Source organism: Streptomyces sp. NPDC052109 (genome assembly GCF_040680195.1).
Taxonomy (GTDB): Bacteria; Actinomycetota; Actinomycetes; order Streptomycetales; family Streptomycetaceae; genus Streptomyces.
On record NZ_JBFAWF010000014.1, the window covers coordinates 132707 to 159343 of the forward strand.

Here is a 26637-nt window from a genome sequence, read left to right on the forward strand (position 1 = left end):
CAGCGTCTTCACGCTGCCCTTACATCAGATAGATTCAAGCTTCACCTACTTCAGCAGCACATGGGGGGACCATGAGCCAGCAGTACCCGCAGCAGCCCGGATGGCAAGGCCAGCCGCAACAGCCGCAGCAGCCGCAGTGGGGGGCACCGACACAGCCCGGCTGGGGCGCACCGCCCCCGCTGCCGCCGAAGAAGAGAAGCGCAGGCAAGATCGTCGGCCTCGGCTGCCTCGGCATCGTCGGCCTGTTCGTCATCATCGGCATCATCGCCGCTGCCGCCGGCAGCGGCGGCAGCAAAAAGAACGACAGCAGCGGCAGCACGAACACAGCCAGCGCGACGCACAACACCAGCAAGTCCAGCGGCAACGCGAAGACCAGCGGCTCGGACAGCAACAAGGCACCGTCCACCGTGACCTTCAAGGTGTGGGGCACCGCTCCGGCCGGCGCCCTCGGCGGCCTGGACATCTCCTACGGTTCCGACAGCGACACCCGTAAGGGCACGTTCAAGGACGGCAAGTTCACCGCGACGCTGCCGTTCAAGAAGAAGGCCATGTACTACCAGGTGAACGCACAGTTGCAGGGCTCTGGTGATATCCACTGCTCGGTCACTGTGGACGGGCACACCAAGACGGCGCACGCATCGGGCGGCTACAACATCTGCGACACCCAGCTCAGCAGCTTCACCGGCGACGACTGGAACTGACGAGGCTCATGCGGCGGCTTCGCTCCGGGTGTCCGAGCGGGGCCGCCGTCCTACGGTGGGCTCAGCGGTTCCTCATCCGCGCCAGCGTGCGGAGGTTGATCGTGCGCGGATACGCCTGACCCCGCAGCAGGACGTCGATACCGGCGCGTAGGCCATCCCGCCCGTCGCGCGCCAGCTTTCCCAGCGCTCGCGTCAGGCGGCTCATGGTGTGGTGAACGTGACCTCGGCGATCTTCGCCACCGTCATGCCCTGGGCGGACAACAGGACCACCTGGGCACGCCGCCGGGTCACTATCGACCCGGTTCTCCGGCGGATGATCCGAAGCAGCCGTCTGCCTTCTTCCTCGTCGACCTCGCGTACACGTACTCGTTCGCCACCCGGACAGGGGACGGTCACGCGTCGCCCGGCACAGCACCGGGACGGCGCGTCACATCACAGGGCAAACGTTGCCTGATACGGCACTAGCCGAGCAGGCGAAGCAGCGCGGCCGCCACAATCATCGTCTCCGCCTCGGCGCGGCTGTAGTTGAACGTCTTGGTGACGGCGTCCTTGTGCAGTGCGCCGCTCGCCTGGTCTTCGAGTGCGGCCCGGATCCACGCCCAGCGTTCCTCCGGGGTACGCTCGCGGGCCGGCTTGCTTCCGGGACAGGACCAGCCATTGTTGACCTCGATATACTCCAGTGCGCGGCGCGCTTCGAGCATGGCGCCGTCGATGTCATCGTCTCGCAGTCGGCGCTGTGCCTCCCGCAGGTAGCGGATGGCCTTTCCTGGCGCTGTTCATCGTCGGCGGGGAAGGGCACGGACATCTCGACAGCGAGAGAAGAACCGAGTCCCTCGATCTCCAAGCGCAGGTCGCCGGAGCGGTGTTCGTCCAGGACCCGCACCTGCGCGTTGGTGAGGATGTAGCGCAGCTCCGGGCGCTCGACGGAGTCGGGACGGAACGCGACGGTGACCGTGGCCGGGCCGAGCATGCGCCGCTGCCCGTTGTCGAGCGGCGCCCAAAGGACGGTATCCAGAATCTGCACGCGCTCGGCCTCGACGGCCGCCGGGGTCTTCCCCCGCCTTGACGGGGCCGCGGTGGGCGCGGCCCCGTGGTGCGCATGGCAGGGGTCAGGGCTTGGTCATCGTGCGGTTGTGTGGGTGCCGCTTGCCCAGAGGGCTCCGCGCTTGCCGGGGCCTCCGGTGCTCTTGTAAACGACGAGGTTGCCGGCGTTCTGCATGTACGCGTAGGCGCCGGAGTGGCCGCTGGTGTTGGTGGCCCACAGGACGCCGCCCTTGCCGGGTCCGCCGGTGGTTTTGTAGACGACGAGGTTGCCGTCGCTCTGCATGACGGCGTACGCACCCGGGTGGCCGGCGGTGTGGATGGACCACAGGGCGCCGCCCTTGCCAGCTCCTCCGGTGCTCGTGTACCCGGTCTGAGCAGGGCCCCGACGGGCTCCCCGGTGCCGCCCGGTCCGTGGTCGACGAAGGCCATCAGCGGGTGGTGGCCATAGGTCTTCTTCCAGGTCGGAGCCGCGTCCTCCTTGTCGGAGTGCGCGATCACCAGCACCCCGTCCAGGTCGATCGACACGTGGCCATCCTGGTCGGGAGCCTGTGGTCCGGCCAACGACCAGACGTCGGGTCGGAGGCCGCCAGACCGAAGACGGCCAGCTCGGCCCTCAGCATGGATATCTCGGCCAGACAGTCGCCGCCCAGCGCGACCGCCAGCGCGAGGTCGGGGAGGATCTTGCCGGGATCGTGGACGGCCCGCGGCTTTCGACAGGGAGCGAGCGCGGCGGATATCGCCTGGTCAAGCCCACTCTTGCAGATCGTCTCGACGAGCAGGACCGAACCGGCCCGCGAGACGACCTGACGGCCGTCGCCCCGGACGCGTCGGGGGTAGGACCCGATAGGCTGCCTCACCTGGAAAGTGCCTCCGGCTTCAGCGGGAACAAAGACCTCGACAATCCTCATTCTCGCTGGTCAGAGGCACTTTTCGCTTTCCTGACCATCTGTCGGACAACCCGCTTCATGAATCGCGGGGGTCAGGAAACGCCCTTGCGTAACGACGTGATGAGGAGGTCAAGGTCTCCTCGTGCCGTATACGTACGGATTGGGTCGATGTAGTCGCGCGACTCAATGATCTGACCGTCCCGGACACGCATGACGAAGACGCAGGGCACCTTGGCCGTGGAAACGTCCGGCAACGTGAACTCGTAGGCGAACTCGGCGACGATCACTTCAGGATCGGCGGTCTCGTGAACGACGACATCGACGACATTCCTCTTCGGCAAGGACTCCTGAACTTCCGGCGGTACCGTGAAGTGCTCCCGAAGCGCACGCCGACTCGTCAACGGCTCGGACTCCGGCGTCGCCATCGGATGCCGGACATCGGTGACCTCGCCATACAAGTCAGGCAACTCGTTTAAGTTCCTGTCGGCGACCCCATGAACAAGCCGGAGAAACACCTCGCGCGGACTCAGACTCACAATCCCTCCCCCAGTGAGAGGCACAGGCAGCCAACGATCATTATCACCTGATGCGGGCCAGTCTTGCGGACTGTCTCGACCAGCAGCACCCCACCCGTCCGACCCCACGGCCGTCGCGCTGGACGCGGACACGCGGGCCGGGGCGTTGACCGCCCCCGATGCCCGCCCGGGCTACGGATAGCTGGTCAGGTCGGTCACGTTAGTGCTGGAGTTGGACGGGCCACCGGTGTTGTTGATGACATGGCTGATGGTGCCGGCACCGCCGAGGGATACGGTCACCATGCTGGTGAAGCGGACGTTGGAGTTGTTGGGCGCCTCGATGGCGTGCGCGGCGACGACGCTGGGGTTGACGTTGAAGTAGCAGTAGCTGCCGAGGCCGTACGCCTGGTGGCTGGTGACGGAGTCGGCGGGCGACCTTGTAGGCGGCGTAGCCCTGGTTGGAGCCGTTCATCCAGGCGGACTGGTTCGGGGGGGCATACGGCATCTCGTTCTGGAAGAAGTAGGTGCGGCCGCCGTTGCCGTTCCAGATGACCTGGTACTTCTGGAAGTGCTCCACGAACTGGCCGTACTCGCTTTTCAAGAAGGCGTCCTGGCCCGCCGCTTCTGCCTGCTCGGCGGTTGGGTCCGGAAGCTCAGGAAAAACACTTCTGTGGCCGCCGTTGGCGCGCTTCGGCCCGCGGCGGACCGCGATGCCACGGCGTCGATGTCCCCTCAGCGGTGCGTCGATGTCTCAGGCGTAGGAGCGACCGGGATTCCGGAAGGCTTGGAGCAGGCGAGGTTGTCATTGAAGGAGTCGCCCTTGATCTTGATCGTGGCTTCGCCGAAATCAGCGTTCATGAGCTTGTCGCGGTAGCCGGCCGGATAACCCTCCCAGCCGACGAGGCGCGGGTAGAACCAGCCGCCGGTGCCATTCTCCGGTGGTTCGTGACTCACCAGGTATGAGGAGTGCTGCGACACAGAGACGTACTGGACCTGGTTGTCGGAGATCCACGCGATGACGTGTTCCCAGTCGTGGGTGTGGCCGAGGGCCGCCGGCCCGAGCGTGGCCTGGTCCTTCTCGAGGTAGCCGGCGTACATATCTTGCCGGGGCGCTTCGTTTGGTGCGGAGCGGTGCCGTCGGCGATCAGTCGGCACAAGGTGATCATCCCGAGGTCGACCAGGGTGTCCGCAAAGCGGGCGATGGGCGAGAACGTCAACGAGCGTCGGGACCTGAACGGGTCAGGCGGGTTCAGTCGCTGGTCATGGAGGTTCCGGTGTCGGCGGGTGTACTGAGCAGGCCCACGAACATGGTCTGGTGCAGCGTTTCCACATGGTGCCGGGCGACTTCCGCGGCCGTGGCGGTGTCCTTGCGGCGCAGGGCGTCGAGGAGGTCGCGATGCTCGCGGTTGGAAGCGCGCAGCGCGTCCATGGGGTAGGGCAGGTAGTAGCGGTAGAGTTCGCGCAGGACCGCGCCGTAGGGGCCGGTGATCGAGGAGCTGCCGGTCGCCTCGGCGAGCCGGAGGTGGAAGCGCTCGTCGCAGCCGTGGAACTCGGCCCAGCTGGGCGCGAGGTCCATCTCCTCGACGAGTTCCCGCAGCTCGGACAGGTCCTCGTCGCAGGCCCGGACCGCCGCCAGGTGGGCGATGCCGCATTCCAGGGCGAGCCGGTGATCGATCAGCCGGCGCACGGCGTCGCCGGCCGTGCGGTACACGTCCGTGGTGAGGACGGTGCCGGGAGTGGGGTGCGCGGCGACCAGGGTGCCCCCGCCGCGCCCGCGGCGGCGCTCCAGAACGCCGTCGGCACACAGGGATACCAGGGCTCGACGGACGGTGATCTCGCCGACGTCCAGGGCCTGGGCGATCTGCGGGGTGCCGGGCAGCCGCTCGCCGGGGGCCAGCAGGCCCAGATCGACGGCCAGAGCGATCCGGGCCCGGACCGCTTCCAGGGCGGACAGTCTGCGCACGCCGCTGAGTTCGGGGGCCGTGAGGCCGGTGGTCGGGGCGTGGTCGCTGCCTGGCATGGCGTCACCCTAACCAGCTTCGTTGATCACCGCTGAAAAATGCTCATCTTGAGCACTCTTGTTTAAGTGCTCATCTTGAACTAGTTTCGCGTCCATGTCCCGCCCCCTGCCCCTGGCTCTCGCCCAGCTCCCCCCGCGGCCCGCGCATACCCCGCTCGCTGGTTTCGCGGCTGAGGCGGAGAGCATCATGGCCCGCTTCCCGCACACCCGGATGGCGGTCTTCCCCGAGCTCCACCTGTGTGGCGTCGACGCTCTCGGGGCCGAGGCGCACGAGCAGCTGCGGGAGATCGCCGAGCCCCTGGACGGCCCTCGGGCCAAGGAGCTCGCCGCTCTGGCCGGAGATCTGGGCATCTGGCTGCTTCCGGGATCGGTGTGCGAGCGCGGGCCGGCCGGGGAGCTGTTCAACACCGCCCTGGCCTTCTCCCCGCAGGGGCGTCTGGCGGCCTGGTACCGCAAGGTGTTCCCCTGGCGGCCGAGCGAGCCCTACGATCCGGGCGACCGGTTCGTGGTCTTCGACGTCCCGGAGGCGGGGCGGATCGGTTTCGCGATCTGCTACGACGCCTGGTTTCCGGAGGTCGCCCGCCACCTGGCGTGGCAGGGCGCCGAGGTCATCGTCAACCCCGTGATGACCACGACCGCCGACCGTGCCCAGGAGGTCGTCCTGGCCCGCGCCAACGCCATCGTCAACCAGGTGCACGTGGTCAGCGTGAACACCGCCGGCCCCCTGGGCAGCGGGCACAGCCTGGTCGTCGACCCCGAGGGCCGGATCCTGGCCGAGGCACCCGGCGACGGCAGCACCATCCTCACCGACGTGATTGACCTGGACGACGTGACCCGCGTCCGGACGTACGGCACCGCAGGCGTGAACCGCATGTGGGACCAGTTCACGGACACCGACGCCCCCATCGAGCTTCCTCTGTACGGCGGCCGCATCGACCCGCGCACCTGGCGTCCGGGCGTCTGACCCTCCGGCTTCCCGCCCTTCTCCGTCCCCCGCTCGCACGTCCCCGGAGCCCCTCATGGCCAACGACACCACCGGCGCGCCCGCACTCGCGCGCACCCTCACCCTCAGATCCGTCGTGCTGTTCGGTCTCGCCTACATGACCCCGCTGATCGTGCTGGGCACCTTCGGCGTGGTCGCCGCCAGTACCGGTGGGGCGGTCCCGACGGCGTACCTGCTCGCCCTGGTCGCGATGCTGTTCACGGCCCACAGCTACGGAAAGATGGCCGCCGCGTACCCCGTGGCCGGCTCCGCCTACACCTACGTCCGCAAGGCGATCGACGGGCGGCTCGGCTTCCTCGTCGGCTGGGCGACCCTGCTCGACTACTTCTTCCTGCCGATGGTCATCTGGCTGATCGGCGGCGCCTACCTCCAGGCGCAGTTCCCCGGTGTGCCGCACTGGACATGGATCATCGGCTTCGTCGCCGTCACCACCGCGCTGAACATCCGCGGCATCAAGACCGCCGAGCGCGTCAACGACCTGCTCATGGTCTTCCAGGTGCTGGTCATCGGCATCTTCGTCGTCCTGTCGGTGCGCCACGTCTTCCAGACGGGCGGCGCCGGTGCGCTGGTGAGCACCACACCCTTCGCCAACGGCGCGACCACCACCGCCGGGATCTCGGCGGGTGCCGCCATCGCCGCGTACTCCTTCCTCGGCTTCGACGCGGTCACCACGCTCACGGAGGAGACGGTCGACCCGAGGCGCACCATGCCGCGCGCGATCCTGCTCACCGCGCTGATCGGCGGCGGCATCTTCGTCCTGGTCGCCTACACCACCCAGCTGGCCCATCCGGGCAGCGCCTTCGACGACCCCGGCTCCGCCGCCTTCGAGATCGCCAAGACCATCGGCGGTGACCTGTTCTCCTCGGTGTTCCTGGCCGGGCTCGTGGTCGCGCAGTTCGCCTCCGGCATCGCCGCCCAGGCGAGCACCTCCCGCCTGCTGTACGCGATGGGCCGCGACGGCGCCCTCCCGCGCAGGGTCTTCGCCCGCCTCCACGCGCGCTACCGCACCCCCGCGCTCAACATCCTCCTGACCGGCGCGGTCGGCCTGATCGCCCTGTGCCTGGACGTGGCCACCTCGACGTCCTTCATCAACTTCGGCGCGTTCACCGCCTTCACCTTCGTCAACGTCTCCGTACTCGCCACCTACGTACGGCGCCGCCGCGCCGGCGAGAGCCCCAGCGCGCTGTCGTACGTCGTCGCCCCCGCGGTCGGTGCGGTCGTGGACCTCTACCTGCTGTACAACCTCGACGGCAGGGCGCTCACCCTGGGGCTGATCTGGCTGAGCCTCGGCGTGGTGTACCTGGCTTACCTGACCCGGATGTTCCGCGTGCCGCCGCCGGAGATGTCGTTCACGGAGACCGCACCGGAATGCGTCCAAGGCGCCGCGCCTCTACAGAGCACGAAGTGACCGGCTTTGATCAGCAGTACAGGTTGCTGCCGGAGCTGACGCCGAGGATCGACGCGGACCGCTGGTAGGCGTCGTTCTGCACCAGCCAGGGGTTGTCGAGGAGGTCGATTCCCGGGGCGTCGCCGGCGGCCTTGTAGTTGAAGTTCCAGCTCAGCTGGAGGGGGCCGCGGCCGTAGTAGGCGGCCTGGCCGGCCGGGCAGCCGTACGACTGGCTCCAGCCGCAGTAGGTGGGGTAGTGGGCCGTGTTCTGCTCGACGACGTACACCAGCCCGCCGGTCTCATGGCTGACATCGGCGAGGAATGCGGCGGCTTCCTGCTTCTCCACGGTGTCGCTTCCGGTGGTGGCGAAGGCCGGGTAGGCGGCGAGGGACTGGACGAGGCCGCTGGAGGTGTAGCAGCTGTTCCGGTTCGGGAACATCTGGTTGAACTGGGCCTCGGAGACGACGAATCCGGACGGGGTGCTGCCGCCGCCCGCCGGGGCGGTCCACTTCTGGTTCGCCGCCCCGGTACAGCTCCAGATCTGCAGACGGGTGCCGTTGGCGCTGCTGTTGTCCCGCACGTCGAGGCATTTGTTCGCGGCCGGGTTGACGATGTCATGGGCCGATGCGACCACCCACTGCTGGGCAGCGGTGCCGTTGCAGTCGTAAAGCTTGACCGTGGTGCCGAGGCCATGCGTCTGGGAAAGTGCGGTATGACGCGGTATGACATGGGGGACATGGGAAGATCGCTCCCGGGTCGTGTCGTACGGGTGACGGTGGCGGGCTGACGGGGGACGGCGCGGGACGCGCCGGGGCCGAGCGCGACTGCCCTGGCGAGGCGCGAACGGCGCTCTCAGGTCAGGACTTGCTGGATGACGACGACGTGCCCGGCGTCGGGATCAAGGCTTCCGCCGAGCCGGGCGAAGGCTCCGTCGGTCAGGTCGGGGAACTTGGGTTCCCTGGGGCGTCTGGACGAAGGCGCCCCGGTCGTTGATGCGTACGACCAGCGACCTGCCGTCGGCGACATTGGTGACCTGGACACGGGTGCCGAACGGCAGCTGGGGCCGGCGGTTGGGAGAAGTCGCGGCGTTGTCCGCGTTGTTGTCGAAGAGTTCTCCGCCGGCGGTGAGCGCGCCCGGTGGCTGGGGCCCGTAGCGCGTGGCCCAACACTGGTCGTCTGCCTTCTGGGGGTGGCCTCGGCGGAGGCTGTCGGAAGACAGGCCGGGAGTGCGAGCGCGGCCACGACGAGGCTGCACCGTAACGCGGTGAAACGTGAGGGGGAGTGTCCGGCCATGAGGACGATCACAGCCTTTCGGGACAAGGGGGCACGGGGAGCACGCACCAGCTCAACTGACCTGAAGCGTGGGTGCGTTCATGTAGCCCGTCGGCCGGAACCTGGAAGGTCTGTACCAGAAACGTCAAGTGGTGAACGGTGATGAGGGCCTGGGATCAGCCAAGTGAACGGGTTCTGAAGAGGTCGCGCAGTGCTGTGTGTGACTCCGTCGTCACAGACGCAGGTGTGCCGTTCCCGTTCCTGTGAACTCCCATGATTTGGCGTTCAGTTGTTGACGTCGGGCAGGGGCGGGAGTACAAACCCCGAGAGCGCTCTCCACCCGCTGTTCCTCCAGCCCCCCACGCCCGCCCACTCGGCATCCGGAGACCCCCATGCAGACTTCCTCAGGTGTGCTCACGCGCGGACCAGCAGCCCACGAGGAGCGCTCCCGCACGGCTCTGGTCCTGGTAATCGCCCTGCTCGCCGCCTGCTTCGTCGCCCTGACCCCGTCGCCCGCACGGGCCGCCGACCAACTGCTCTCCCAGGGGCGGCCCGCCACTGCGTCCTCGACCGAGAGCGCGTCCTTCCCCGCCGCCGCAGCGGTTGACGGCAATCCCGGCACCCGCTGGTCCTCGGCCTTCGCCGATCCGCAATGGCTCCAGGTGGACCTCGGCTCGGTCCAGCAGATCAGCCGCGTCACCCTCGCCTGGGAGGCCGCCTACGCCAAGGCCTACCAGATACAGACCTCCACCGACGGGGCCAACTGGGCGACGGTCTACTCCACCACCACTGCCACCGGCGGCACCCAGAACCTGACCGTCACCGGCAGCGGCCGCTACATACGCATCTACGGAACGGCAAGGGCGACCCAATACGGCTACTCCCTCTGGGAGTTCCAGGTCTACGGCCCCGGCGGCGGCACCACTCCGCCGGACGACTTCTGGGGCAGCACCAGTGACATCCCGCCCGCTCAGAACGCCGTAGAGGTGAAGATCCTCAACCGCACCAACGGCAAGTACCCCGACAGCCAGGTCTACTGGAGCTTCAACGGCCAGACGCACTCCATCGCCGAACAGCCCTACCTCGACATGCCGGCGAACTCCGCGGGCCGCATGTACTTCTATCTGGGGTCACCCAACAGCCCCTACTACGACTTCATCGAGTTCACGGTCGGCAACAACGTCTTCAACGGCAACACCACACGCGTCGACGCTTTCGGCCTCAAACTCGCCATGCGGCTGCACGCCAAGGACGGCTACGACGTCGAGGTGGGTGAGAACCGGCAGACCTTCGCCGAGGACCGCGCCACCACGTTCCAGCGCTTCACCGACGCGGTCCCGTCCCAGTTCAAGGTACTGGCCCAGACCCAGGCCCCGTATCGCATCATCGCCCCCGGCAGCGACCCGAGCTTCCGCGCGGGCGGGGCCAACGCCAACTACTTCACCTCCTACGCCCAGTCGGTAGGCGTCAACGCCGCCACCTCCGACATCTTCGGCTGCGCCGCATCCCTGGCCGGCAACCCGGACATGTGCGCGGCGCTCAACCGTCACGTGGCCACGTTGCCGGCCTCCCAGCAGGCCGACCCGAGCCAGTACTACAAGGCGGCACCGGCGAACTACTACGCCAAGTTCTGGCACGACAACGCCATCAACAACCTCGCCTACGGCTTCCCCTACGACGACGTGGCGGGTCAGTCCTCCTTCATCTCCCACAGCAACCCGCAGTGGCTGCTCGTCGCCGTCGGTTGGTAGAACGCCAACGCGGCAGCGCGTTCTGTCACCGCCTGCCCGTTGCCGATCAGGCGATTGAGCACCGGCGATGCCGGAACCCCCCGACGGCGGCAGGCTGTTCACGACCGGTTCGCTGCCCACGGGCGGAGAAGCCGGTTGCACGGCGCCTGAACGATTTGGCGTGATCCGACGGCCACGTCGGATCACGCCCAGGCCCGGATGTCCACTGCGAACGGAGAGCGACCTGCGGACCCTGAGCCGTGACCGGCCAGAGCCATAGCGGCCGCGGCGGCGGCCACTACGGCGATCGACCTGTTGGAGCGGTACTTGGAACGGCCGTTGAAGGAGGGCGCGTTCTTCGACGCAGCCGAGACGGTGCCGCTGGACGGGGTGGCACCCGAGCAGTGGCGGGCAGCGGTGGTAGACGACAAGGGCCAGGTCGAGCGCATCCCCTACGAGCTGTGTGTGCTGGTGGCGCTTCGGGACACGCTGCGGCGCCGGGAGATCTGGGTGGTGGGCGCGAACCGGTGGCGCAACCCGGAGGACGACCTGCCGCAGGACTTCGAGGACAACCGAGACGTGCACTACGACGCGATCCGCCAGCCGCAGGACCCGGCGAAGTTCGTCACGGACCTGCAGAAGAAGCTCTGCGACTCGTTGGACCGCTTCGAGGCCGCGCTGATGGAGGGCACCACGGGAGGGGTGGCGATCGTGAAGAAGCACAGCGAGCCGTGGATCAAGGTCTCGCCCCGGCCCAGGCAGGAGGAGCCGGAGAACCTGGTCGCGGTGAAATCCGAGATCGAGAGGCGCTGGGGGACCAACGGCGCGGGCGCCCTGCTCAACGCCTCCGAGGAACTCCTCAAGCGTGACGACAAAGTCGCAGCCAAGCTGTTGGAACAGAGCCCGTTCACGCCCGGGACCGGCTCTCAGCCGGCCGGCCCCGATTGCAGCCCGCGCGCCAGCCACAACGCCGAGGACCTGCCGAACGTCGTCGGCGAGACCAGCGGCATCGATCAATACCTCTTCAACGAGCGGTTCCTCGGCCAGCCGGACAAGCTGCGGGCCGTCGCCACAACCTGGCGCAGCGCGGCCAAGATCCTCCACGACACCTACTGGGACTCCCGCGACGCATGGAAGACAGCCACCCTCGATCAGGCGGGCCATACCGCTGACGCGGGCGAGAGCTTCTTCGAGAAGTTCGCCGGCAAGACACCACCACTCAGCGAAGTGGGCGACCACGACACTCTCCTGGCGAACCTCCCCACGGCCTGCACGATGCTCGCAAACACCTGCGACGCATACGCCGACCACGTCGAAACTGCCCAAAAAACGCCTTCCTATGGAGAACATCGAACTCGACGGTGACTTCCTGTGGCCCTGGGAACAGCCACGCTTCGGAGGCGACGGCCACGACGGCGGCCTGCACGACCTCATAGCCGGCGACACGCGCATCACCTCGCTCGGCAACATCCCTCACGCACTGGACAACTCCCAGTCCCGAGTCAAGCTGCCGCAGCCGGACAACGGCGGACTCTTTCCCAACCTCCCGCCGTTCCTCGGCCCCCTGATCCGCGTCCCAACACTGGTCCCAGCCGCTTACCGTCCACTGCCCCCCAACAATCCGCACATTCAGCCAATCCCCCCGGCGATGCGCCCCGACCCGCGGTTCCCGCAGCTCACGCCCAGCCAGGGGCAGAACTTCCAGACCTGGCTCGACTCACTGCGCAAGGGCGACATCTCCGGCGGCAAGCCGGCCGAGCAGGCCTACCAGAGGCGCGTGGCGGGCTTCCCGGAGTTCGAGGTACCAATCCCAGCAGGGATCAGTCCGTCCAACACGCTGATGGTGGACGGATTTCGCAACCTCGACGGGATGGCGGTCGAGGCAAAATACGTGAACAAGCCGAACCAACGGTGGTACCGCTCGCTGGAAGACCTCCGCAAGAACCACGCGAACGGCGACAGAGACTTCCTCAACAAGGAGGACCGCCTGGCACTCCGCAAGTACGCCGCCGCGCTCAACGACCCACGTAACAAGGAGATGCGCGGAGTCGAGACGGTCACCAACAACCAAGACGCCGTCCAGTACTGGCGCATCATGATGGCGGCCTACGGCGTCAAAGGCCACGTCCGCTACGTTCCCTGACCAGCCCATCCCCAGGAAAGTACCGCTATGGAACCGGAAGAGATCGCGGAACTGCGCACCCTGTTCGTGTTCGTCCCACCGCGCGGGCAGAGCTGGGGCCTGACCTTCGAGGGATTCGAGGCGCGGCTGCGTGAGCGGAATCCGGGTACGTTCGTCCGCATCGATGACGAGGGAGACGGCCCGGTCCGCGGATCATCGATGATCTTTGGGATCACTTTCGATGACGAGTCCCTGGAAGGCTTTGCCAGCCTGGGACCCGAGGGCGTGGCCGTCCGGGAGTGCAACGCCCACATGGCGGCCCGGGTCGCCCTGTGGCTCCGGAACAACGTGGCACCGGCTGACGTGCCCGTCATGTTCAACACGGACTGGGGAATCGAGGAAGGCCTGGAACCCACCCTCGTCCCCGACGCCACCCGCCCACGGATCGTGGCAGCACTCGTGCAGCATGTCGAAGAGACCGGCGGCCTCGACTGACAGTCCCCCAATGCGGTCGCCGCAGACGCCTACGACTGCCAATCGCCGCCGGCGGCGCCATTTCGCCACCTGGATGGCGTCGTGACACGCAACGACCGATCGCTTCAGTGTCGTCAGGGCCGGCAGGTTGATCCACCTGTGCCGCAGGACGCCGGCCGTGGGCTCGTCGGCTGGTCGTTCTGGCTGGGAGAGCACCGCTTCGGCGTCTGCGCCCGGGTGCCGGGCCGAGGCCAGAACACGTTCCGGGGCCTGGGGAAGTCTTCTCTGTCCTGCGTCGCGGTGAAGCGCGGTCAGTGCAGGATGCTGACGGCCCGCGCAATGACGAGGAGTGAGGTCAAGAGGGCGGAGATGCTCTGAATGGCCATCATGACCTTGGCGCGTGTCGACAGCGGCATGGTGTCGGTCGGGCTGAAGGCCGTGGAGTTGGTGACGGACACATACAGGTAGTCCACCAGGGTGGGCACCCAGTCCGAGGCGTCGCTGGCGCCGTCGGCGACCTCTTGGACGGCGTCGTCGTTCTCGTCCTGTGAGAAACGGAAGTCCGCCAGGGGCAGCGCGGAGCGGGGCGCCTGGGTGCGACTGACCGGACCGCCCCGGTCCAGTTCCCAGTAGGCCAGACCGAAGACGATGATGTTGGTGAGCCATACCTGCAGGGCCGCTACCAGCAGTGAGCGACCATCCTTCACCCCGGCATACACCAGCTCATGGATCAGGATGACCAACGCCGCGAGATTGCTGATCGCGATGACGGCTACGAGCGTCAGTGAGAGCACCCGGAAGACCCTCGTCTGCCGGGTCAGACGTTTGGGGTTGATCGCGATGAGCGGAATGAGCAACAGGCATTCCAGGGCGGGGAGCACGTAACGCGGAGCGATCAACAAGCGCTGCGGCAGAACCAGGTACAGGGTGATCGCGGCAAGTGTCGCGACCACCGCCGGCAGGCGCGCCTCTCCCCTGCGCTCATGACGAGGATGCCTGGTCCTCGCATCCGCACGCGTACGCGCCATACCGCCCGGCCTTCCGGTCGCCGCCACGGACTACGTCACGGCGTCCTCGCATCCACCAGTCGATGCAGGCCACCGGGTTACCCCAACACTTACCCCCTGACACAGACTTTGATCAGCCCCAACAACATGATCGACTTGGCCTGGTGAGGAGCAAGTTCGTGCGTCGACCGGGTGCGCGCTCTGAACCCCGGCTCGCTCGGACCCAGCCGGTGGACCCGGCGCCCCAGTGCGACCCGCCTGCGGCCGGCGGGTTCAGGGAGGTCTTCGCATCCCACTGGACGTCGACGGCAGCCCGCCAGCAGCAGGCAGGCGAACACCGGGCAAGACACGTCACGAGGCAGCACGCAACACGATCTCTCACCGGACGAGCTCACGAACAGATACGGCCCTGCCGAAGCCGCTGCACTACACCGAGGGTCACCGCAGCGTGGGGGCGTGGTTGCTGCTCACGCCGGAGTTCCTCGGTGACGTTTCAGTGTTCGGCGGCGGCCCGGAATTCTTGGGTGAGGGAAGCGATCTGCTGGACGTTGACGTCGCTGGACAGGTTGCTGAGGAGTCCGCCGACGGTCCCGGAGTCGGCCCAGGCGCAGAGCAGTTCTGCGTTGTTCTCTCCGCACCGCACCTTCCCGCCGGCCGAGCCAGGGTTGAAAACCTTGGCGTCGGTGACGCGTGCTCCGGCCATGAGATCGGAGTTCTCGGTGTCTGCCGACTGCTGGGCGAGCTCCTCGGCGAGCTGTGGATCAGCGGTGCTGGTGTCGCTGAAGACTTCCAATACGGGCTGAGTGGGCTTTCTTGCCGTGGTGTAGAACACGACGGCGTAGTGTTTGGGTAGTTTCCCGGCTGTTTGGGCTTTAAGCAGGTCTGCTTGCCTGCCGAACGCCATCCGCTACGGCACCCCGCCGGTGCGGTTGCGGCTCATCAAGGACCGCGCGCTCACCTGCGAAGTCTGCGACAGCAATGCCCTCGCGCCACGGCTGCGCCACGCGAAGACCATCGACGAAGGCGGGCGCGGCTTGTTCATCATCACCCAACTCGCACAGAACTGGGGCGTCCCATACTCCCTCGACGGCAAGACCGTCTGGGCCGAGCAGACTCTCCCAGCCCCAACCTCGCCCGGTCCCCAATAGCGGTCATAGCGACACCGAGGCCGCCCTGATCGTCGTCGGCCAGCCGTATGCCTCCCGCTGCGAGCGATGGCATCGCCCGCAGGACGACAAATCCGTCCTCGGCGAAGGCTCGCGCGCAGGGTCTGACGGGAAGGAGAGCGCCTGGCCGGTGCAGCCCGGACGGGTCAGCCAGTGCCGTGGGTCCCCTCTATCGCGCCGGGCATGGTGATCAACGGGCCGGGACCGGGAAGAGCATGCAGCTGCTGGTGGCGTGAGCGAGGAGCCGGTCGCCGGAGTCGCGGAGCTCTGCCTGGGCGAGGGCGGTACGGCGGCCGCTGTTGAGAACGGTGCCGATGGCGCGGACCTTGCCGGTGTCGACGGTGATCCGGCGCAGGAACTTCAAGGTCAGGTCGATCGAGGTGTATCCCATGCCCTGGGGCAGTACGGACTGCACCGCGCAGCCGGCCGCCGAGTCGAGGAGCGTGGCGTAGACGCCTCCGTGGACGCTGCCTATTGGGTTGTAATGTTCCTCGCCCGGCACCAGGACGAAGACCGCCCGGCCGTGCTCGGCCTCCTCCAGGGTGAAGCCCAGAGTGGCGGCGATCGGCGGGGCGGGCAGTCGCCCGGCCAGGATCTCGCGGAGGAAGTCGAGACCGCTGTGGTGAGGGATGGCGTCGACGGAAATGGCAGGGTCTTTCCAGCCGAACACGCGTGATCTGCGGGTGGCCGCCCCTGTCTCACCGGTCGCGTCGGCGCCCAAGGACTTCTTCGATGTTTCGGACATGCGGCAGCTCCTCAGGGGCATGTGTTGTCGGTGTGCCGTGCCGGTCGGCTATGGCGGGGGCAGCCCACTTCTGCGGTGGAATCGTCCTGCGGGGTGTTTCAACCGCCGCTGGTTTCAGGGGCTGTCCTGGCCGACGCGGATGAGCCCCGGGCCGGCATCGACGAACGAGTCTCCGATCGGCACGTCGTGGCCGTTGTCGCAGCGGAGCACCGCGTGCACCGGGGCGCCGCAATTCTCGTGGCGTACGACCACGGGGGGCCCTTGTTCGTCGGCGGCCCACCTGTCGCCCCATTGCCGAAGCGCCACGATGACGGCCCGGAAGTCCATCCCCTTCTGGGTGAGTTGATAGGCGTACCGGGTCCGCTGGCCGGGCTGCTGGTAGGGAACGCGCTCCAGGAGACCGGCGGCGGTCAGTTCTTTCAGGCGCGCCGCGGCGGCGGGTTCGCCGATGCCCACGCGCTTGGCGAAGTCGTCGAACCGGCGGGTGCCGAAGAACGCCTCGCGCATGATCAGCAGCGCCGTCCTGTTGCCGACGATCTCCAGGGTCCTGGCGATGGAGCAGTTGGCCATGGACCAGGCGTCCCGTTCGTCCAGCAGATCCTTCATCTCTCCACCCTCCACCTGGCTTGCCTCACGCAAAGTCAGCCTATACCGTCGTAGCTGACTTCTCCAATCATAAGTCAGGTGGGGTGTGCGCATCCCGAGGAAGGAATCATGGACATCAGCACAGCAACCGTCCTGGTCACCGGCGCCAACCGCGGGCTCGGCAGGGCGCTCGCCCAGGAACTGCTCGCGCGCGGCGCCACGGTGTACGGGGCGGCCCGCCGACCGGACCAGATCGATCTGGCCGGTGTGAAAGCGATACGGCTCGACATCACCGACCCCGCCTCCGTCGCCGCGGCTGCCGAGGAGGCCCGTGACATCACGGTGCTGATCAACAACGCGGGCAGTTCCACAGGCGCCGATCTGCTGACCGGCGGCTGGGACGCCGTCCGCCTGGAGGTGGAGACCCACTACCTGGGCACCCTCGGCGTGATCCGGGCTTTCGCCCCGGTGATCGAGTCCCAGGGCGGCGGCGCCATCCTCAACATCCTTTCCGTGCTGTCGTGGATCAGCTTTCCCGCCGTCGGTGCCTACGCAGCGGCGAAGTCCGCGGAGTGGAGCCTGACCAACGCGCTGCGTCCGCAGCTCGCGCCCCGGGGCATCACCGTGTCCGGACTCCACGTCGGCTACATGGACACCGACATGGCCCGCCATGTCGACGGGCCCAAGACCGACCCGACGGACGTCGCCCGCGCGGCCGTCGACGGCATTGCCTCCGGGGCTGCCGAGATCGTCGTCGACGACCGCAGCCGCCAGGTCCAGGCCGACCTCTCCGGTGGCGTCGCGGCTCTTTACCCGCAGCTCGGCTGAGACGAGGACACCGTGACTTCGACTCCTTCCCCCGCCCCCGGCCGGCTCAAGCCGACCGGCAGGCAAACCGGTCTCTGGCCCTCCCCGAACCAGCCCTCCCGGCTCGCTGCCGCCGGCACGCTCATCGCGATGTGCCTGGGCGCCATGACGACCTTTCTGCTGATCACCGCATCGGTATCGGCTCTGTCGGCCATCCAGGACGACCTGCACGTCTCCCCGACCGGCCTCGTCTGGATCCCCTCCGCGTACACCCTGCTCGTGGCCAGTCTGGTGATGTCCGCGGGCACCATCGGCAACCTCTACGGCCGCAAGCGCACCTTCGCTACCGGCGCCGCCGTCATGATCATCGGGTCGCTCATCGTCTACACGGCGGGTTCGGTGGGAGGCGTCATTGCCGGCCAGCTCGTTTCCGGCCTCGGTGGCGCGCTCATCCTGCCCAACAGCCTGGCCATCCTGGGAGCCACGTTCCCCGACCCCCACCGGCGTACCGAGGTCGTCACCGTCTGGGCGGCCTCGTCCGGCATCGGGCTCGCCGTCGGCCCTCTGATCGCGGGCACCCTGTTGGACCACTTCCACTGGAACACGGTCTTCCTGTCGACCGCCGTCCTCGCCGTGGTCACCATGGCCGCCGCCGTCTTCGTCGCCGAATCGCGTGGCCCCGAGGGCAAGTTGGACATCCCCGGGCAGGTCCTGGCCGTCCTGGGCATCGCCGCCCTCGTCTACGCCCTCATCGAAGGGGGACACGACGGCTACACCAGCCCCCGCATCCTCGCCGCCTGGATCATCGCGGCCGCGGCCCTGACCGGTTTCGTCCTCGTCGAGCGCGCCGCCCGCACACCCATGCTGGACATCACCCTGTTCCGGTCGGCGTCCTTCAGCGCGGTCATGTTCGTCGCGGCCGTCTCCCTGTTCGGCTTCACCGGCCTGGCCATTCTGTCGGTGCTCTTCTACGAGCGCGTCCAGCACCTGTCCGCCTTGGACGTGGGATGGCGGCTGCTGGCCTTCTTCGGCGTCTACGTCATCGTCAGCTATGCGACCGGACGCGTGATCCGCCGCACCGGCTTCAAGCTCCCGCTGACCCTGGGCTTCGTCATCGGAGCCGCCGCCGCGGCCGGACTCACCACGCTGGATCCGACCACCCCTTACGCCCGGGTGTGGTGGCTGTTCGCGCTCTTCGGAGCCGCAAGCGGGATGGTGGCCGCGCCGAGCACCGCCGCCGCCCTGGTCAGCGTCTCCCACGAACGCGCCGGCATGGCCTCCGGAGCCGTCAACGCCTTCCGCCAGATCGGATCCGTCACCGGCTCCTCCCTCCTCGGAGCACTCCTCGCCAGCCGGCTCCAGTCCCAACTGCCGACCCGGCTGGACGTCCACCACGTCCCCCGAGCAGCCTGGCCCGCCGTCGAGCACGCCGTCTCCACCGGTAACGGTAGCCACCGAGCGGCACCGCCGAAAGTGACCGCCGCGATCGGCGACGCCTTCACCTCCGGCGTCCACGCCGGAATGACCGTCATCGCCGCCGTGTTCCTGTTCGCGGCCCTCGCCTCAGCCCTGCTGGTACACAACCGACCGCACCACACCACTGTCACGACGAACTGACGCGTAACTTCAAGGAGCGACGCCGAGAACCGTGGATTCGCCCGCGCGGCGACGCCGAGGGGTCGGGACACCGCTGGGTGATGACCCGACGCAGCCTGTCCGACCCCACCGAACTCGCCTACTACCTCGCCTACGCACCCGCCGGCGTCGAGATCGCCGAACTGGCCCGCGTCGCCGGCTCACGCTGGGCCCATCGAAGAGTGCTTCCAGGCCGCGAAGAACCAGTGCGGCCTGGACGAATACGAAGTCCGACGCTACGTGGGCTGGTACCGCCACATCACCCTGGCCATGCTCGCCCACGCCTTCCTCGCCGTCCTCGCAGCCCAGGCCCAGGACACCACAAAGGGGGCAGCAGAAACGACACCACCAGCCTCATCCCCCTCACCGTGGCAGAGATCCGGCGCCTACTGGACACTCTCCTGCCCCACCCCAGACCCCACCAGGACCGACAACTGCACGCACTGAACTGGTCCCACTGGCGCAGACACCACCAAGCCATCGCCCGCCGCTGCCACTACCGAAGAAGAACCAGCTCAGAACACGATTTCTGACTGGAGTACTAAGCCCCAGGAACTTCGCATCCGCGGCCGGCAGGGTCCGCAACTCGACGGCCTTCGCCTCCCGGCGCTCGGTCAGCGTCGTGCGCTCGGGATCGAACTGCGGACGTGGCTCACCGGGCTCCGCCCAAAACGCACTTCCGCTGCGATATCCGGTCTCGGTCTCCAGCAGATGCGCCAGCCGGACTCGGGCCCGCCGCTGGTTCTCCCCGCCCAAGTCCTCGAACCGGACAGCCTGCCGGACCTCGTTCATTCCGCCCTCCCCACCGGGTAGATCCACGTGGCATCCCCGAACGGCTGGGCCAGATCCATCGCCATGCGCCGGTGCCAGAGCAGATGGACGGCCTGGGCGCGGGCGACCGCAGGCACCGCCGTCTGCTCCACCAGATCACCGAACATGCGCGGCTGCCGACCCAGTACCTCCAGCACCTGGCGCTGCAGACCAAGCCGGTCCGCCATCGGCCGTCGCCGGGCCGACAAGGCGTCCAGCCCCGTCATCACCTGCCGGTGCCAGCCCATCACCACGGCGTACCGCCATCCGACTGCGGCCGCTGCCCGGGCCGCCGCGGCGAAGCGGACCTCGTCCTCCTCCTTCATCCGCTCGCCCGGCCGCACATCCAGCAGCCAGGCTGCCCCGGGCGTCAGCGCGAGGAAGTCCGGGATGTGCGAGTCCCTGCCGTCGACCCGCCGTGCATCCGTACCAACCGGGAGCCGCTGCGGCCCGACATGCCGGCCGGAACCGCGGCCCCACCCACGCCGGGCTCGGCCTGTCTGCCCGACTGCAAGTTCCGGCTCTGCCCGTACCCGCCCCGCGGCAGCCTCCCCAGGAGCGAGATCCGCGAGCTGTTCTGCCGCCAGCAGCAGGCCCTGCTGCCTGGACCGTGGCGGCGGCATCTGCCCAGGGTCCTGCGCAGGAAGACACCGCAGTGGGTCGGCATGCGCGTCCGGGAACTGGACCGGTTTTCGGACACGATGGCCGGGCGGACCCGGGACTAGGGCCTGTGTGATGTTGTGATCAACCGGTTGCCCTCAGGAGGTCGTTGATCCAGATCACCGAGGCACGGAGGTGGAGGCCGGCAAGGTAGCTCTCAGGCGTCTTGTCGTACCGAGTCGCGATGCCCCGCCAGGCCTTCAGCTTGTTGATCAGGCACTCGACGCTGTTCCGTTCTTTGTAGAGATCGGCGTCGTGGCGTCTTCCGGTCGGCGGCCTGGTCCTTCTCCTGATGACTGCCTTGATGTTGCGTTTCCGCAGGTAGGAGCGGTTAGCGCGGGAGGAATAGGCCTTGTCCGCGGCCACAGCGTCGGGCCGGGGCCGGCCGACGGGCAGACGGATGCGCACTTTCTGCAGCACTGGGACGAACTGCGGGCTGTCGGCGGCCTGTCCTGCGGACAGGAGGAGGGAGAGCAGAACCTGAAAAGCAGAAACCCCCGCTGGCCGCGAGGGCTGGCGGGGGCTTCCGTGTGCGCGTCTCTCAGTAGCGGGTCAGGTCCACGACCACATCGCACAGCGGATCATCGGACGGCTGCTGCTCGTACTCGTTGTCCAGATAGCCGGACGTGATCCCTGCGAGCAGACCGGGCCCGGTGTGGCTGATCACCACGTCGGCTCCGTAGGTGCGGCTCCCGTCGGGTGCGGTCAGGTACAGCCGCATGCGGTCGTCTCCTGTGACGACCAGCCCCTTGAAGACCGGCAGATCCGGCGTGTGGTCGGCGACCAGAGTACGGACGATGCCCGGCAGACGCTCGAAGACACCCTGGTGGGTCACAGCTTCGCCCAGGCCGGGCACTTGTTTCCCGGATGGTTCTGGCAGAACGCATTGATGACGCCGATCGTCTGTCCCTTGCCGGCGTCGTACCGCTGGTCCTTCGTCTTGCGCGAGTACTGAACGATCACCCTGATCTTCACCATCCTGGGGCGGGGAACACCGGTCTCGAACTCTACCCCGCCGTACTCAAGCCGCCCGTGACCGTCGTTCTTCTCGGGGTGCTCGTTGACGACAGCCGCGATCGTGCCGCACTTCTTGATGTTGTGACGGCCGGTGAAGTGCTGCCAGCCGAATTCCGAGTTCCCGAACCGGGTGACGATCTTCCGGCCCGTCGGGTCCTTGGCCTGACACTTGATGCGCTTGTCCCACGGATGGAGTACTGCGGGCAGCGGGCGACGTGCAACAGCGGTGTCGGCGGCTGCGGTGGTGGCCGGTACGAGCAGTGCCGCTGCGGTCAACAGCGGCAGTAGAGCACGTGCCTTCACTTCTTCTCCCCGAGAAAGAATCGAACAAATGTCGCGCCGCCGTCGATCCTCAGGGAATTCACAGGCGCCTCACAAGGTGTGTGGCGCGACCTCTGCGGGGTCTGTCCGGTTCCCATCGGTCGGAAACACAAAAGGCTTCGCCAGCCACGAAGTCGTCGCCGTAGCCTCCCTGAGCCAGCCGCAGCATGTACGCCACGGCATCGTCGGGGGCCGGGTCGGTGCAGGGCTGGCCGCTGAAGTTCGACGCGGAGGACTACAAGGCGCGATACGCGTGCCTTGGCTGGTACCTGGCTAGGCAGTGTCTGGCGAGCACGAGCGGAGCCAGATGACGAGTGCGGCTGCGGTGACGGTGCCGAGGTAGACGTAGCCGCGCTTCTCGAACCTGGTCGCAACCGCGCGGAAGGTCTTAAGCCTGTTGATCGCCCGTTCGACGGTGTTTCGCTTTTTGTAGCGGTCCCTGTCGAAATCGGGCGGCCGACCCCCGGCGCTGCCGCGTCGGACCCGGTTGGCGGCCTGGTCCGCCTTCTCCGGGATGACGCGTGAACTACCTGGCACCGCGAAACAAGGTGCACTTGGCCGTGGAGCGAAGCGAGGAAGAGAAGTTGGAGGAACCCATCATGTCGACCGGTTTCCTCAGGGCGCTTCGGCTCGACGGCTGGGCGCATCACAGCGCCTGGGGACATGACAGCATCATCGACTCCTACATCGCCCTGTTATGGAGAGAGAAGAACCAGACAGACACGCCCACCGCGTGGTTCATCGGCGGCGAGTCCAGGTACCCGAGCCCCGAACTGCTCTTTGGTGCGCTGGTCATCCTGACCGAAGCCGCTGCCTTGGACATCTTTCGCGCAATGAGCGCCGGCGACCTGGCACCCCAGCGCATCCAGACTGGGCCTTCACTAGATGAGATCTGTCGTCTCCAACACGAGGCGAAAGAATACGGACACACTGATCCGTATCCATGCGGTGTCGCAGCTGCACTGGCCTGGGCCCTCAGCGCAACGCCCGCAGGGCCAGTCACAGGCCAACCCACGCCACGCCTCCCTACCCAAGATCAAATCGAAGCGGAACGATGGGCCGCTACCGCAGCTCGAGCCCAACAACAGAGTCGACCAACAGAGTGGTACGCCGGAGTGGAGGGCGCACTCATGTGGGTTCGGGGACAGACCCACAGACCCTTCTGAGTGGTCGAAGCCCGAGCAACAAACTGGAACTCCCATGTCGGGCTCCCTTCTCCCCTTGTCCGCCTCAACTTTGCAGCGCTGCCGCTGATCCGCCCAGCCATGAAAGAGGACCGATCTAGCGTCTCCCAGCTTTACGCCGACACGCAGATTGGTGACTTGGATTCCATGCGCTCCTTCCAGGTCATGAGAATCCTCAGCGAGCGGTGGAGAGGCGACAGGGAACACATGGCCCTCGAAACCCAAGCAGGCGATGCGGACATCGATGAACGACTAAACTGCATGGTCGTCGACCTCGATGGTCAGATCGCCGGAGCGATCAATGCTGGCATAGAGCCCTCCGGGAGGGGCCACCTACACGCCCTTGTCGTCCAGCCCGGTAAGCGCCGTCAAGGGCTCGGCACCTTGCTTCTTGCTGCCGTTACCCAGCAGATGCATGAGCGCGGTGTCACCGAGCAGTGGGCCACCATCAGAGCACGCAGCACCTGTGAAGCCTCTTTCTAGGAAAGCCATGGCTTCCACCTCAGCCGATCGCGCGGCGGGCTGGACTGTAAATCGTGCGGCCCTGTCGCACATTCGGTGGTGACGGAGAGCGTTGCTACCCGAGGAGGATGCGGTGGCCCTTCTGCCGGGCAATCAGCGTAGCCACTGCACGGAACGCGACGTAGGGGCGTTTCAAAGTCCGGATGATCTTGGAGGTTGGCGGCGCAACGGACGGGCGGAGGGTGCAGAGCGCGCGAAGATGCCCGCCGCCCACCTGCTGGCCGCGTTGCTGCCGAGGGCTGCGGGTTCCTGACGAGGCAGCGAGTGTCTTGTCGGCGCTGGCGTCTCTAGTGCTGTGACCGAAAACGATCACCGTGTTGGTGCCGAGCAACACCGCCTCGGTTGGATGTGACGACACGTCCGATCGTCGCGGGAGGCGGGATGGCACAGCCGGTCAGGGTGCGCGGGCTGACCGAGCAGGAGGGGCAGAGGTTGCGGCGGATCGTGCGCCGAGGCAACACCAGCACGGTGCGCTACAGGCGCGCGATGATGCTGCTAGCCTCAGCGGGCGGCAACAGCGTCCCCGTGATCGCACGGCTCGTGCAGGCCGACGAGGACACCGTGCGCGACGTGATCCACCGGTTCAACGAGATCGGCCTGGCCTGTCTGAACCCTCGGTGGGCGGCAGGCCGTCCCCGCCTGCTCACCCCTGACGACGAGGACTTCGTCATCCAGACGGCCACCACTCGCCCGACCAAGCTCGGCAAGCCCTTCACCCGCTGGTCGATCCGCAAACTCACCGACCATCTGCGCGGCAACATGGCGCGTCCGATACGGATTGGACGCGAGGCCTTGCGATGCCTGCTGGCCCGCCACGGAGTGACCTTCCAACGCACCAAGACCTGGTAAGAATCATCCGATCCCGACTTAGACGCCAAGCTCGACCGGATCGAGTACGCCATCAACGAGCGGCCCGACCGGACCTTCGCCTTCGATGAGTTCGGGCCGCTCGGTATCCGTCCGACCGCCGGCTCGTGTTGGGCTGAGCAGGGCCGCCCCGAGCGGCTGCCGGCCACGTATCACCGCACCCACGGCACCCGCTACTTCCACGGCTGCTATTCGGTCGGCGACGACACCCTCTGGGGCGTGGTGCGTCGTCGCAAGGGCATCCGTCCCACCTGGGCCGCCCTGAAGTCGATCCGCGCGGCCCGCCCGGACGGCGCCCCGATCTACGTGATCCTGGACAACCTGTCCGCCCACAAGAACTGGCGCATCGTGCGCTGGGCGGCGAGGAACAAGGTCGAACTGTGCTTCACGCCGACCAACGCGTCTTGGGCGAACCCGATCGAGGCGCACTTCGGGCCTCTACGTCAGTTCACCCTCGCCAACTCCAACCACCCCAACCACACCGTCCAGACACGCCAGTTGCACCGCTACCTGCGCTGGCGCAACAAGAATGCCCGTCACCCGGATGTCCTGGCTGCCCAGCGACGTGAACGCGCCCGCGTCCGCAGCGAGAAGGGCATCCGCTGGGGCGGCCGGCCACTCGCCACCCCGGCCTGACTCTTGCCGAGATGTCTCCGGTTATGGCATGAGGTCAGCGCGGATGCGACGAAATGCCGACGCCGGGTCCGCGGCCCGTGTGACCGAGCGGCCGACGACGACATGTGAGGCCCCGGCCGTGATGGCGGCACGCGGTGTGTCGGGCCGGGCATGCTCGACCGGGGATTCGCCCGGCAAGGTGACGCCCGGAGTGACGATCAGAGCATCGGGACCAAGGACGCTCCGCAGCACGGTGACGTCCTGCGGCGAGGCGATAACACCGTGACAACCGGCCTTCCGGGCCAGATGGGCCAGCCGCAGCACCTGCCCGTCCACCGCGTCGTCGATGCCGATGTCGGCAAGATCCACGTCGGTCATGCTTGTGACCACGGTCAAGGCAAGAATGCGCAGTCCGGGGAAGTCTCGGGCGGCCTCGACCGCGGCGGACAGAATGCCCCTGCCGCCCATGGCGTGCACGGTCACCATGGACACACCCAATGCTCCCGCGGCGCGCACCGCACCAGCAACCGAGTTCGGGATCTCGAAGAGTTTGAGGTCCAAGAAGACCTCCTTGCCCCGCGCCACAAGGCACTCGACGACGTCCGGGCCGACAGCCGTGAGCAACCCCAGGCCGACCTTGTAGAAACGGCACTCGTCGCCCAGCCGCTTGACGACGGCTTCGGCGGTTGCGCGGTTGTCGCAATCCAAGGCGACGATGATCTGGTTGGTCGGATCCACGGCGTCATTGTGCCGTCGCCCTTACTGCGGGCTGTCACCAGGGGCACCTTCCTGAGCCGGTGATCGTTTTCGGTCACAGCACTAGAAGGCGACTGCAGACAGGTCAGCAGCCACTTCGACCGCCTGATAGCCATAGGTGTCTGCCGAGTCGACCCGCAGCATGAGACAGAACCGATCGAGCGATGCGACTGTCTTCGACAGACGACGGTAGTCGCGCTTGATGAGGTACACCGCCGCCTGGTTCGCGATCGACGACTGCCCCATGATGACCAGGACTGGCTGTGTGGACTGAGGAGGGGTGAACTTCGCGACCAGAGCATGGTCTCTCCGCCCGTAGTCGTGCAGGAACCGCTGCTCGCCCACGGTGAAGTCACCGTCCGGGTTGACCTTCACGCCCGGCAGGTGCGAGGCCACGTACTCGACGTTTCGCTGGTTCGATCCCAGTCCGCCGATGCTGAGCTCGGTGCGATCCCCGTTGAGTTCACGCGCGTCAGCCGCGACAAGGGAGAACGGGCACCCAGCCTCCTCGGCGAGCATCGCAAGCTCGATGATCGCGTACACATCGCTGTGGTCGGTGACAGCGGGCATCTGCCAGTGACTGTTCAAGATGATGACGCACGGCACGCCAGGACGCAGGCCGAGGAACGCCTGTTTCTGATGCAGGAGGCGGGCACTGCTCGCCCGTTTCCAAACCCACACGGATCCGCCGCTGACAATGCTCGTGACAAGCCCGATCACGATGTTCAGCACTGCATCCGGCACGAACGCCCCCCAAGCCTCGTCGTGATGGCACGATCAGAGCT

26 protein-coding genes and 8 pseudogenes are annotated in these 26637 nt (G+C 67.2%); 14 read left to right on the forward strand and 20 right to left on the reverse strand.

Annotation, left to right across the window (positions count from 1 at the left end; genetic code table 11):
- Positions 1 to 71 precede the first annotated feature (71 nt).
- Positions 72 to 701, forward strand: coding sequence for a hypothetical protein (locus tag AB0L59_RS26565; protein ID WP_365588219.1), 630 nt, complete (start codon positions 72 to 74; stop codon positions 699 to 701).
- A gap of 207 nt (positions 702 to 908) precedes the next feature.
- On the opposite strand, the pseudogene AB0L59_RS26570 reads toward AB0L59_RS26565, so the two are convergent.
- From AB0L59_RS26570 to AB0L59_RS26605, 8 genes and pseudogenes are all read right to left on the reverse strand, one after another.
- Positions 909 to 1097, reverse strand: a pseudogene (locus AB0L59_RS26570) (helix-turn-helix domain-containing protein); the annotation flags it as partial.
- A gap of 65 nt (positions 1098 to 1162) precedes the next feature.
- Positions 1163 to 1402 (reverse strand): hypothetical protein, encoded by a 240-nt coding sequence (locus tag AB0L59_RS26575; RefSeq protein WP_365588221.1) that lies wholly within the window; start codon positions 1400 to 1402, stop codon positions 1163 to 1165.
- A 419-nt stretch (positions 1403 to 1821) separates the two neighbouring features.
- Complete coding sequence (locus tag AB0L59_RS26580; protein ID WP_365588419.1) at positions 1822 to 2028, reverse strand: hypothetical protein; 207 nt, start codon at positions 2026 to 2028, stop codon at positions 1822 to 1824.
- Positions 2029 to 2108: 80 nt separating this feature from the next.
- A pseudogene (locus AB0L59_RS26585) lies at positions 2109 to 2602 on the reverse strand (transposase); the annotation flags it as partial.
- Positions 2603 to 2724: 122 nt separating this feature from the next.
- Positions 2725 to 3168, reverse strand: coding sequence for a nuclear transport factor 2 family protein (locus AB0L59_RS26590; RefSeq protein WP_365588224.1), 444 nt, complete (start codon positions 3166 to 3168; stop codon positions 2725 to 2727).
- Positions 3169 to 3339: 171 nt separating this feature from the next.
- Positions 3340 to 3736, reverse strand: a pseudogene (locus AB0L59_RS26595) (coagulation factor 5/8 type domain-containing protein); the annotation flags it as partial.
- 143 nt (positions 3737 to 3879) lie between these two features.
- Positions 3880 to 4245, reverse strand: a pseudogene (locus AB0L59_RS26600) (NPP1 family protein); the annotation flags it as partial.
- Positions 4246 to 4396: 151 nt separating this feature from the next.
- Positions 4397 to 5167 carry an FCD domain-containing protein gene (locus AB0L59_RS26605; RefSeq protein ID WP_365588227.1) on the reverse strand — a complete coding sequence of 257 codons (771 nt, stop codon included), beginning with the start codon at positions 5165 to 5167 and terminating at the stop codon, positions 4397 to 4399.
- 94 nt (positions 5168 to 5261) lie between these two features.
- Here AB0L59_RS26605 and AB0L59_RS26610 point away from each other — a divergent pair, with 94 nt between their 5' ends.
- Together AB0L59_RS26610 and AB0L59_RS26615 are read left to right on the forward strand one after the other, a co-directional pair.
- Positions 5262 to 6131, forward strand: coding sequence for a carbon-nitrogen hydrolase family protein (locus AB0L59_RS26610; RefSeq protein ID WP_365588229.1), 870 nt, complete (start codon positions 5262 to 5264; stop codon positions 6129 to 6131).
- Between the two features lie 55 nt (positions 6132 to 6186).
- Complete coding sequence (locus AB0L59_RS26615) at positions 6187 to 7578, forward strand: APC family permease (RefSeq protein WP_365588232.1); 1392 nt, start codon at positions 6187 to 6189, stop codon at positions 7576 to 7578.
- Between the two features lie 10 nt (positions 7579 to 7588).
- On the opposite strand, the gene AB0L59_RS26620 is transcribed toward AB0L59_RS26615, so the two are convergent.
- Entirely contained in the window at positions 7589 to 8281 is a 693-nt protein-coding gene (locus AB0L59_RS26620; RefSeq protein WP_365588396.1) for a glycoside hydrolase family 19 protein, read from the reverse strand.
- 940 nt (positions 8282 to 9221) lie between these two features.
- Between AB0L59_RS26620 and AB0L59_RS26625 the strand changes: the two genes are divergently transcribed.
- The 4 genes from AB0L59_RS26625 (at position 9222) to AB0L59_RS26640 (ending at position 13176) form a co-directional block, all read left to right on the forward strand.
- Positions 9222 to 10580, forward strand: a complete 1359-nt coding sequence (locus AB0L59_RS26625; RefSeq protein WP_365588234.1) for a beta-1,3-glucanase family protein — start codon at positions 9222 to 9224, stop codon at positions 10578 to 10580.
- A 306-nt stretch (positions 10581 to 10886) separates the two neighbouring features.
- Positions 10887 to 11924: a hypothetical protein gene (locus tag AB0L59_RS26630; protein ID WP_365588237.1), complete on the forward strand. Its 1038-nt coding sequence runs from the start codon at positions 10887 to 10889 to the stop codon at positions 11922 to 11924.
- Positions 11899 to 12702 carry a restriction endonuclease fold toxin-2 domain-containing protein gene (locus AB0L59_RS26635; protein WP_365588238.1) on the forward strand — a complete coding sequence of 268 codons (804 nt, stop codon included), beginning with the start codon at positions 11899 to 11901 and terminating at the stop codon, positions 12700 to 12702. Before AB0L59_RS26630 ends, AB0L59_RS26635 begins: the two co-directional genes overlap by 26 nt.
- A gap of 27 nt (positions 12703 to 12729) precedes the next feature.
- On the forward strand, positions 12730 to 13176 hold the full coding sequence (locus AB0L59_RS26640) for a hypothetical protein (RefSeq protein WP_365588241.1): 447 nt from the start codon (positions 12730 to 12732) through the stop codon (positions 13174 to 13176).
- Positions 13177 to 13466: 290 nt separating this feature from the next.
- Here AB0L59_RS26640 and AB0L59_RS26645 read toward each other — a convergent pair whose 3' ends face one another.
- From AB0L59_RS26645 to AB0L59_RS26660, 4 genes are all read right to left on the reverse strand, one after another.
- A complete protein-coding gene (locus AB0L59_RS26645; RefSeq protein ID WP_365588244.1) occupies positions 13467 to 14108 on the reverse strand; it encodes a hypothetical protein in 642 nt (213 codons plus the stop codon).
- A 547-nt stretch (positions 14109 to 14655) separates the two neighbouring features.
- On the reverse strand, positions 14656 to 14994 hold the full coding sequence (locus AB0L59_RS26650; protein WP_365588247.1) for a hypothetical protein: 339 nt from the start codon (positions 14992 to 14994) through the stop codon (positions 14656 to 14658).
- 524 nt (positions 14995 to 15518) lie between these two features.
- Positions 15519 to 16073, reverse strand: coding sequence for a PaaI family thioesterase (locus tag AB0L59_RS26655; protein ID WP_365588250.1), 555 nt, complete (start codon positions 16071 to 16073; stop codon positions 15519 to 15521).
- Positions 16074 to 16187: 114 nt separating this feature from the next.
- Positions 16188 to 16679 carry a helix-turn-helix domain-containing protein gene (locus AB0L59_RS26660; RefSeq protein ID WP_365588253.1) on the reverse strand — a complete coding sequence of 164 codons (492 nt, stop codon included), beginning with the start codon at positions 16677 to 16679 and terminating at the stop codon, positions 16188 to 16190.
- A 108-nt stretch (positions 16680 to 16787) separates the two neighbouring features.
- On the opposite strand from AB0L59_RS26660, the gene AB0L59_RS26665 reads away from it, so the two are divergent.
- The 3 genes and pseudogenes from AB0L59_RS26665 to AB0L59_RS26675 form a co-directional block, all read left to right on the forward strand.
- The gene (locus AB0L59_RS26665; RefSeq protein WP_365588254.1) at positions 16788 to 17486 is read left to right on the forward strand and encodes an SDR family oxidoreductase; all 699 of its coding nucleotides are present in this window, start codon (positions 16788 to 16790) and stop codon (positions 17484 to 17486) included.
- A 12-nt stretch (positions 17487 to 17498) separates the two neighbouring features.
- Entirely contained in the window at positions 17499 to 19082 is a 1584-nt protein-coding gene (locus AB0L59_RS26670; RefSeq protein ID WP_365588256.1) for an MFS transporter, read from the forward strand.
- 59 nt (positions 19083 to 19141) lie between these two features.
- A pseudogene (locus AB0L59_RS26675) lies at positions 19142 to 19547 on the forward strand (IS701 family transposase); the annotation flags it as partial.
- Positions 19548 to 19888: 341 nt separating this feature from the next.
- On the opposite strand, the gene AB0L59_RS26680 reads toward AB0L59_RS26675, so the two are convergent.
- Complete coding sequence (locus AB0L59_RS26680) at positions 19889 to 20236, reverse strand: hypothetical protein (protein WP_365588259.1); 348 nt, start codon at positions 20234 to 20236, stop codon at positions 19889 to 19891.
- Positions 20237 to 20302: 66 nt separating this feature from the next.
- Between AB0L59_RS26680 and AB0L59_RS26685 the strand changes: the two genes are divergently transcribed.
- A complete protein-coding gene (locus tag AB0L59_RS26685) occupies positions 20303 to 20635 on the forward strand; it encodes a hypothetical protein (RefSeq protein WP_365588261.1) in 333 nt (110 codons plus the stop codon).
- Between the two features lie 19 nt (positions 20636 to 20654).
- Here the strand turns inward: AB0L59_RS26685 and AB0L59_RS26690 are convergent.
- The 4 genes and pseudogenes from AB0L59_RS26690 to AB0L59_RS26705 form a co-directional block, all read right to left on the reverse strand.
- Positions 20655 to 21053, reverse strand: a pseudogene (locus AB0L59_RS26690) (IS5 family transposase); the annotation flags it as partial.
- A 58-nt stretch (positions 21054 to 21111) separates the two neighbouring features.
- On the reverse strand, positions 21112 to 21405 hold the full coding sequence (locus tag AB0L59_RS26695; protein ID WP_365588264.1) for a hypothetical protein: 294 nt from the start codon (positions 21403 to 21405) through the stop codon (positions 21112 to 21114).
- Positions 21402 to 21863 (reverse strand): hypothetical protein, encoded by a 462-nt coding sequence (locus tag AB0L59_RS26700; protein WP_365588266.1) that lies wholly within the window; start codon positions 21861 to 21863, stop codon positions 21402 to 21404. Before AB0L59_RS26700 ends, AB0L59_RS26695 begins: the two co-directional genes overlap by 4 nt.
- A 318-nt stretch (positions 21864 to 22181) precedes the next feature.
- Positions 22182 to 22427: pseudogene (locus AB0L59_RS26705) on the reverse strand (IS5/IS1182 family transposase); the annotation flags it as partial.
- A gap of 2 nt (positions 22428 to 22429) precedes the next feature.
- Between AB0L59_RS26705 and AB0L59_RS26710 the strand changes: the two are divergent.
- The 3 genes and pseudogenes from AB0L59_RS26710 to AB0L59_RS26720 all read left to right on the forward strand — a co-directional run bounded on the left by AB0L59_RS26710 (position 22430) and on the right by AB0L59_RS26720 (position 25117).
- Positions 22430 to 23074 carry a hypothetical protein gene (locus AB0L59_RS26710; RefSeq protein ID WP_365588421.1) on the forward strand — a complete coding sequence of 215 codons (645 nt, stop codon included), beginning with the start codon at positions 22430 to 22432 and terminating at the stop codon, positions 23072 to 23074.
- Positions 23075 to 23575, forward strand: a complete 501-nt coding sequence (locus AB0L59_RS26715; RefSeq protein ID WP_365588269.1) for a GNAT family N-acetyltransferase — start codon at positions 23075 to 23077, stop codon at positions 23573 to 23575.
- Between the two features lie 420 nt (positions 23576 to 23995).
- Positions 23996 to 25117: pseudogene (locus AB0L59_RS26720) on the forward strand (IS630 family transposase).
- Positions 25118 to 25138: 21 nt separating this feature from the next.
- On the opposite strand, the gene pyrF reads toward AB0L59_RS26720, so the two are convergent.
- Together pyrF and AB0L59_RS26730 are read right to left on the reverse strand one after the other, a co-directional pair.
- Positions 25139 to 25834: an orotidine-5'-phosphate decarboxylase gene (pyrF, locus tag AB0L59_RS26725; RefSeq protein ID WP_365588270.1), complete on the reverse strand. Its 696-nt coding sequence runs from the start codon at positions 25832 to 25834 to the stop codon at positions 25139 to 25141.
- Positions 25835 to 25915: 81 nt separating this feature from the next.
- The gene (locus AB0L59_RS26730) at positions 25916 to 26596 is read right to left on the reverse strand and encodes a hypothetical protein (RefSeq protein ID WP_365588273.1); all 681 of its coding nucleotides are present in this window, start codon (positions 26594 to 26596) and stop codon (positions 25916 to 25918) included.
- Positions 26597 to 26637: the final 41 nt, after the last annotated feature.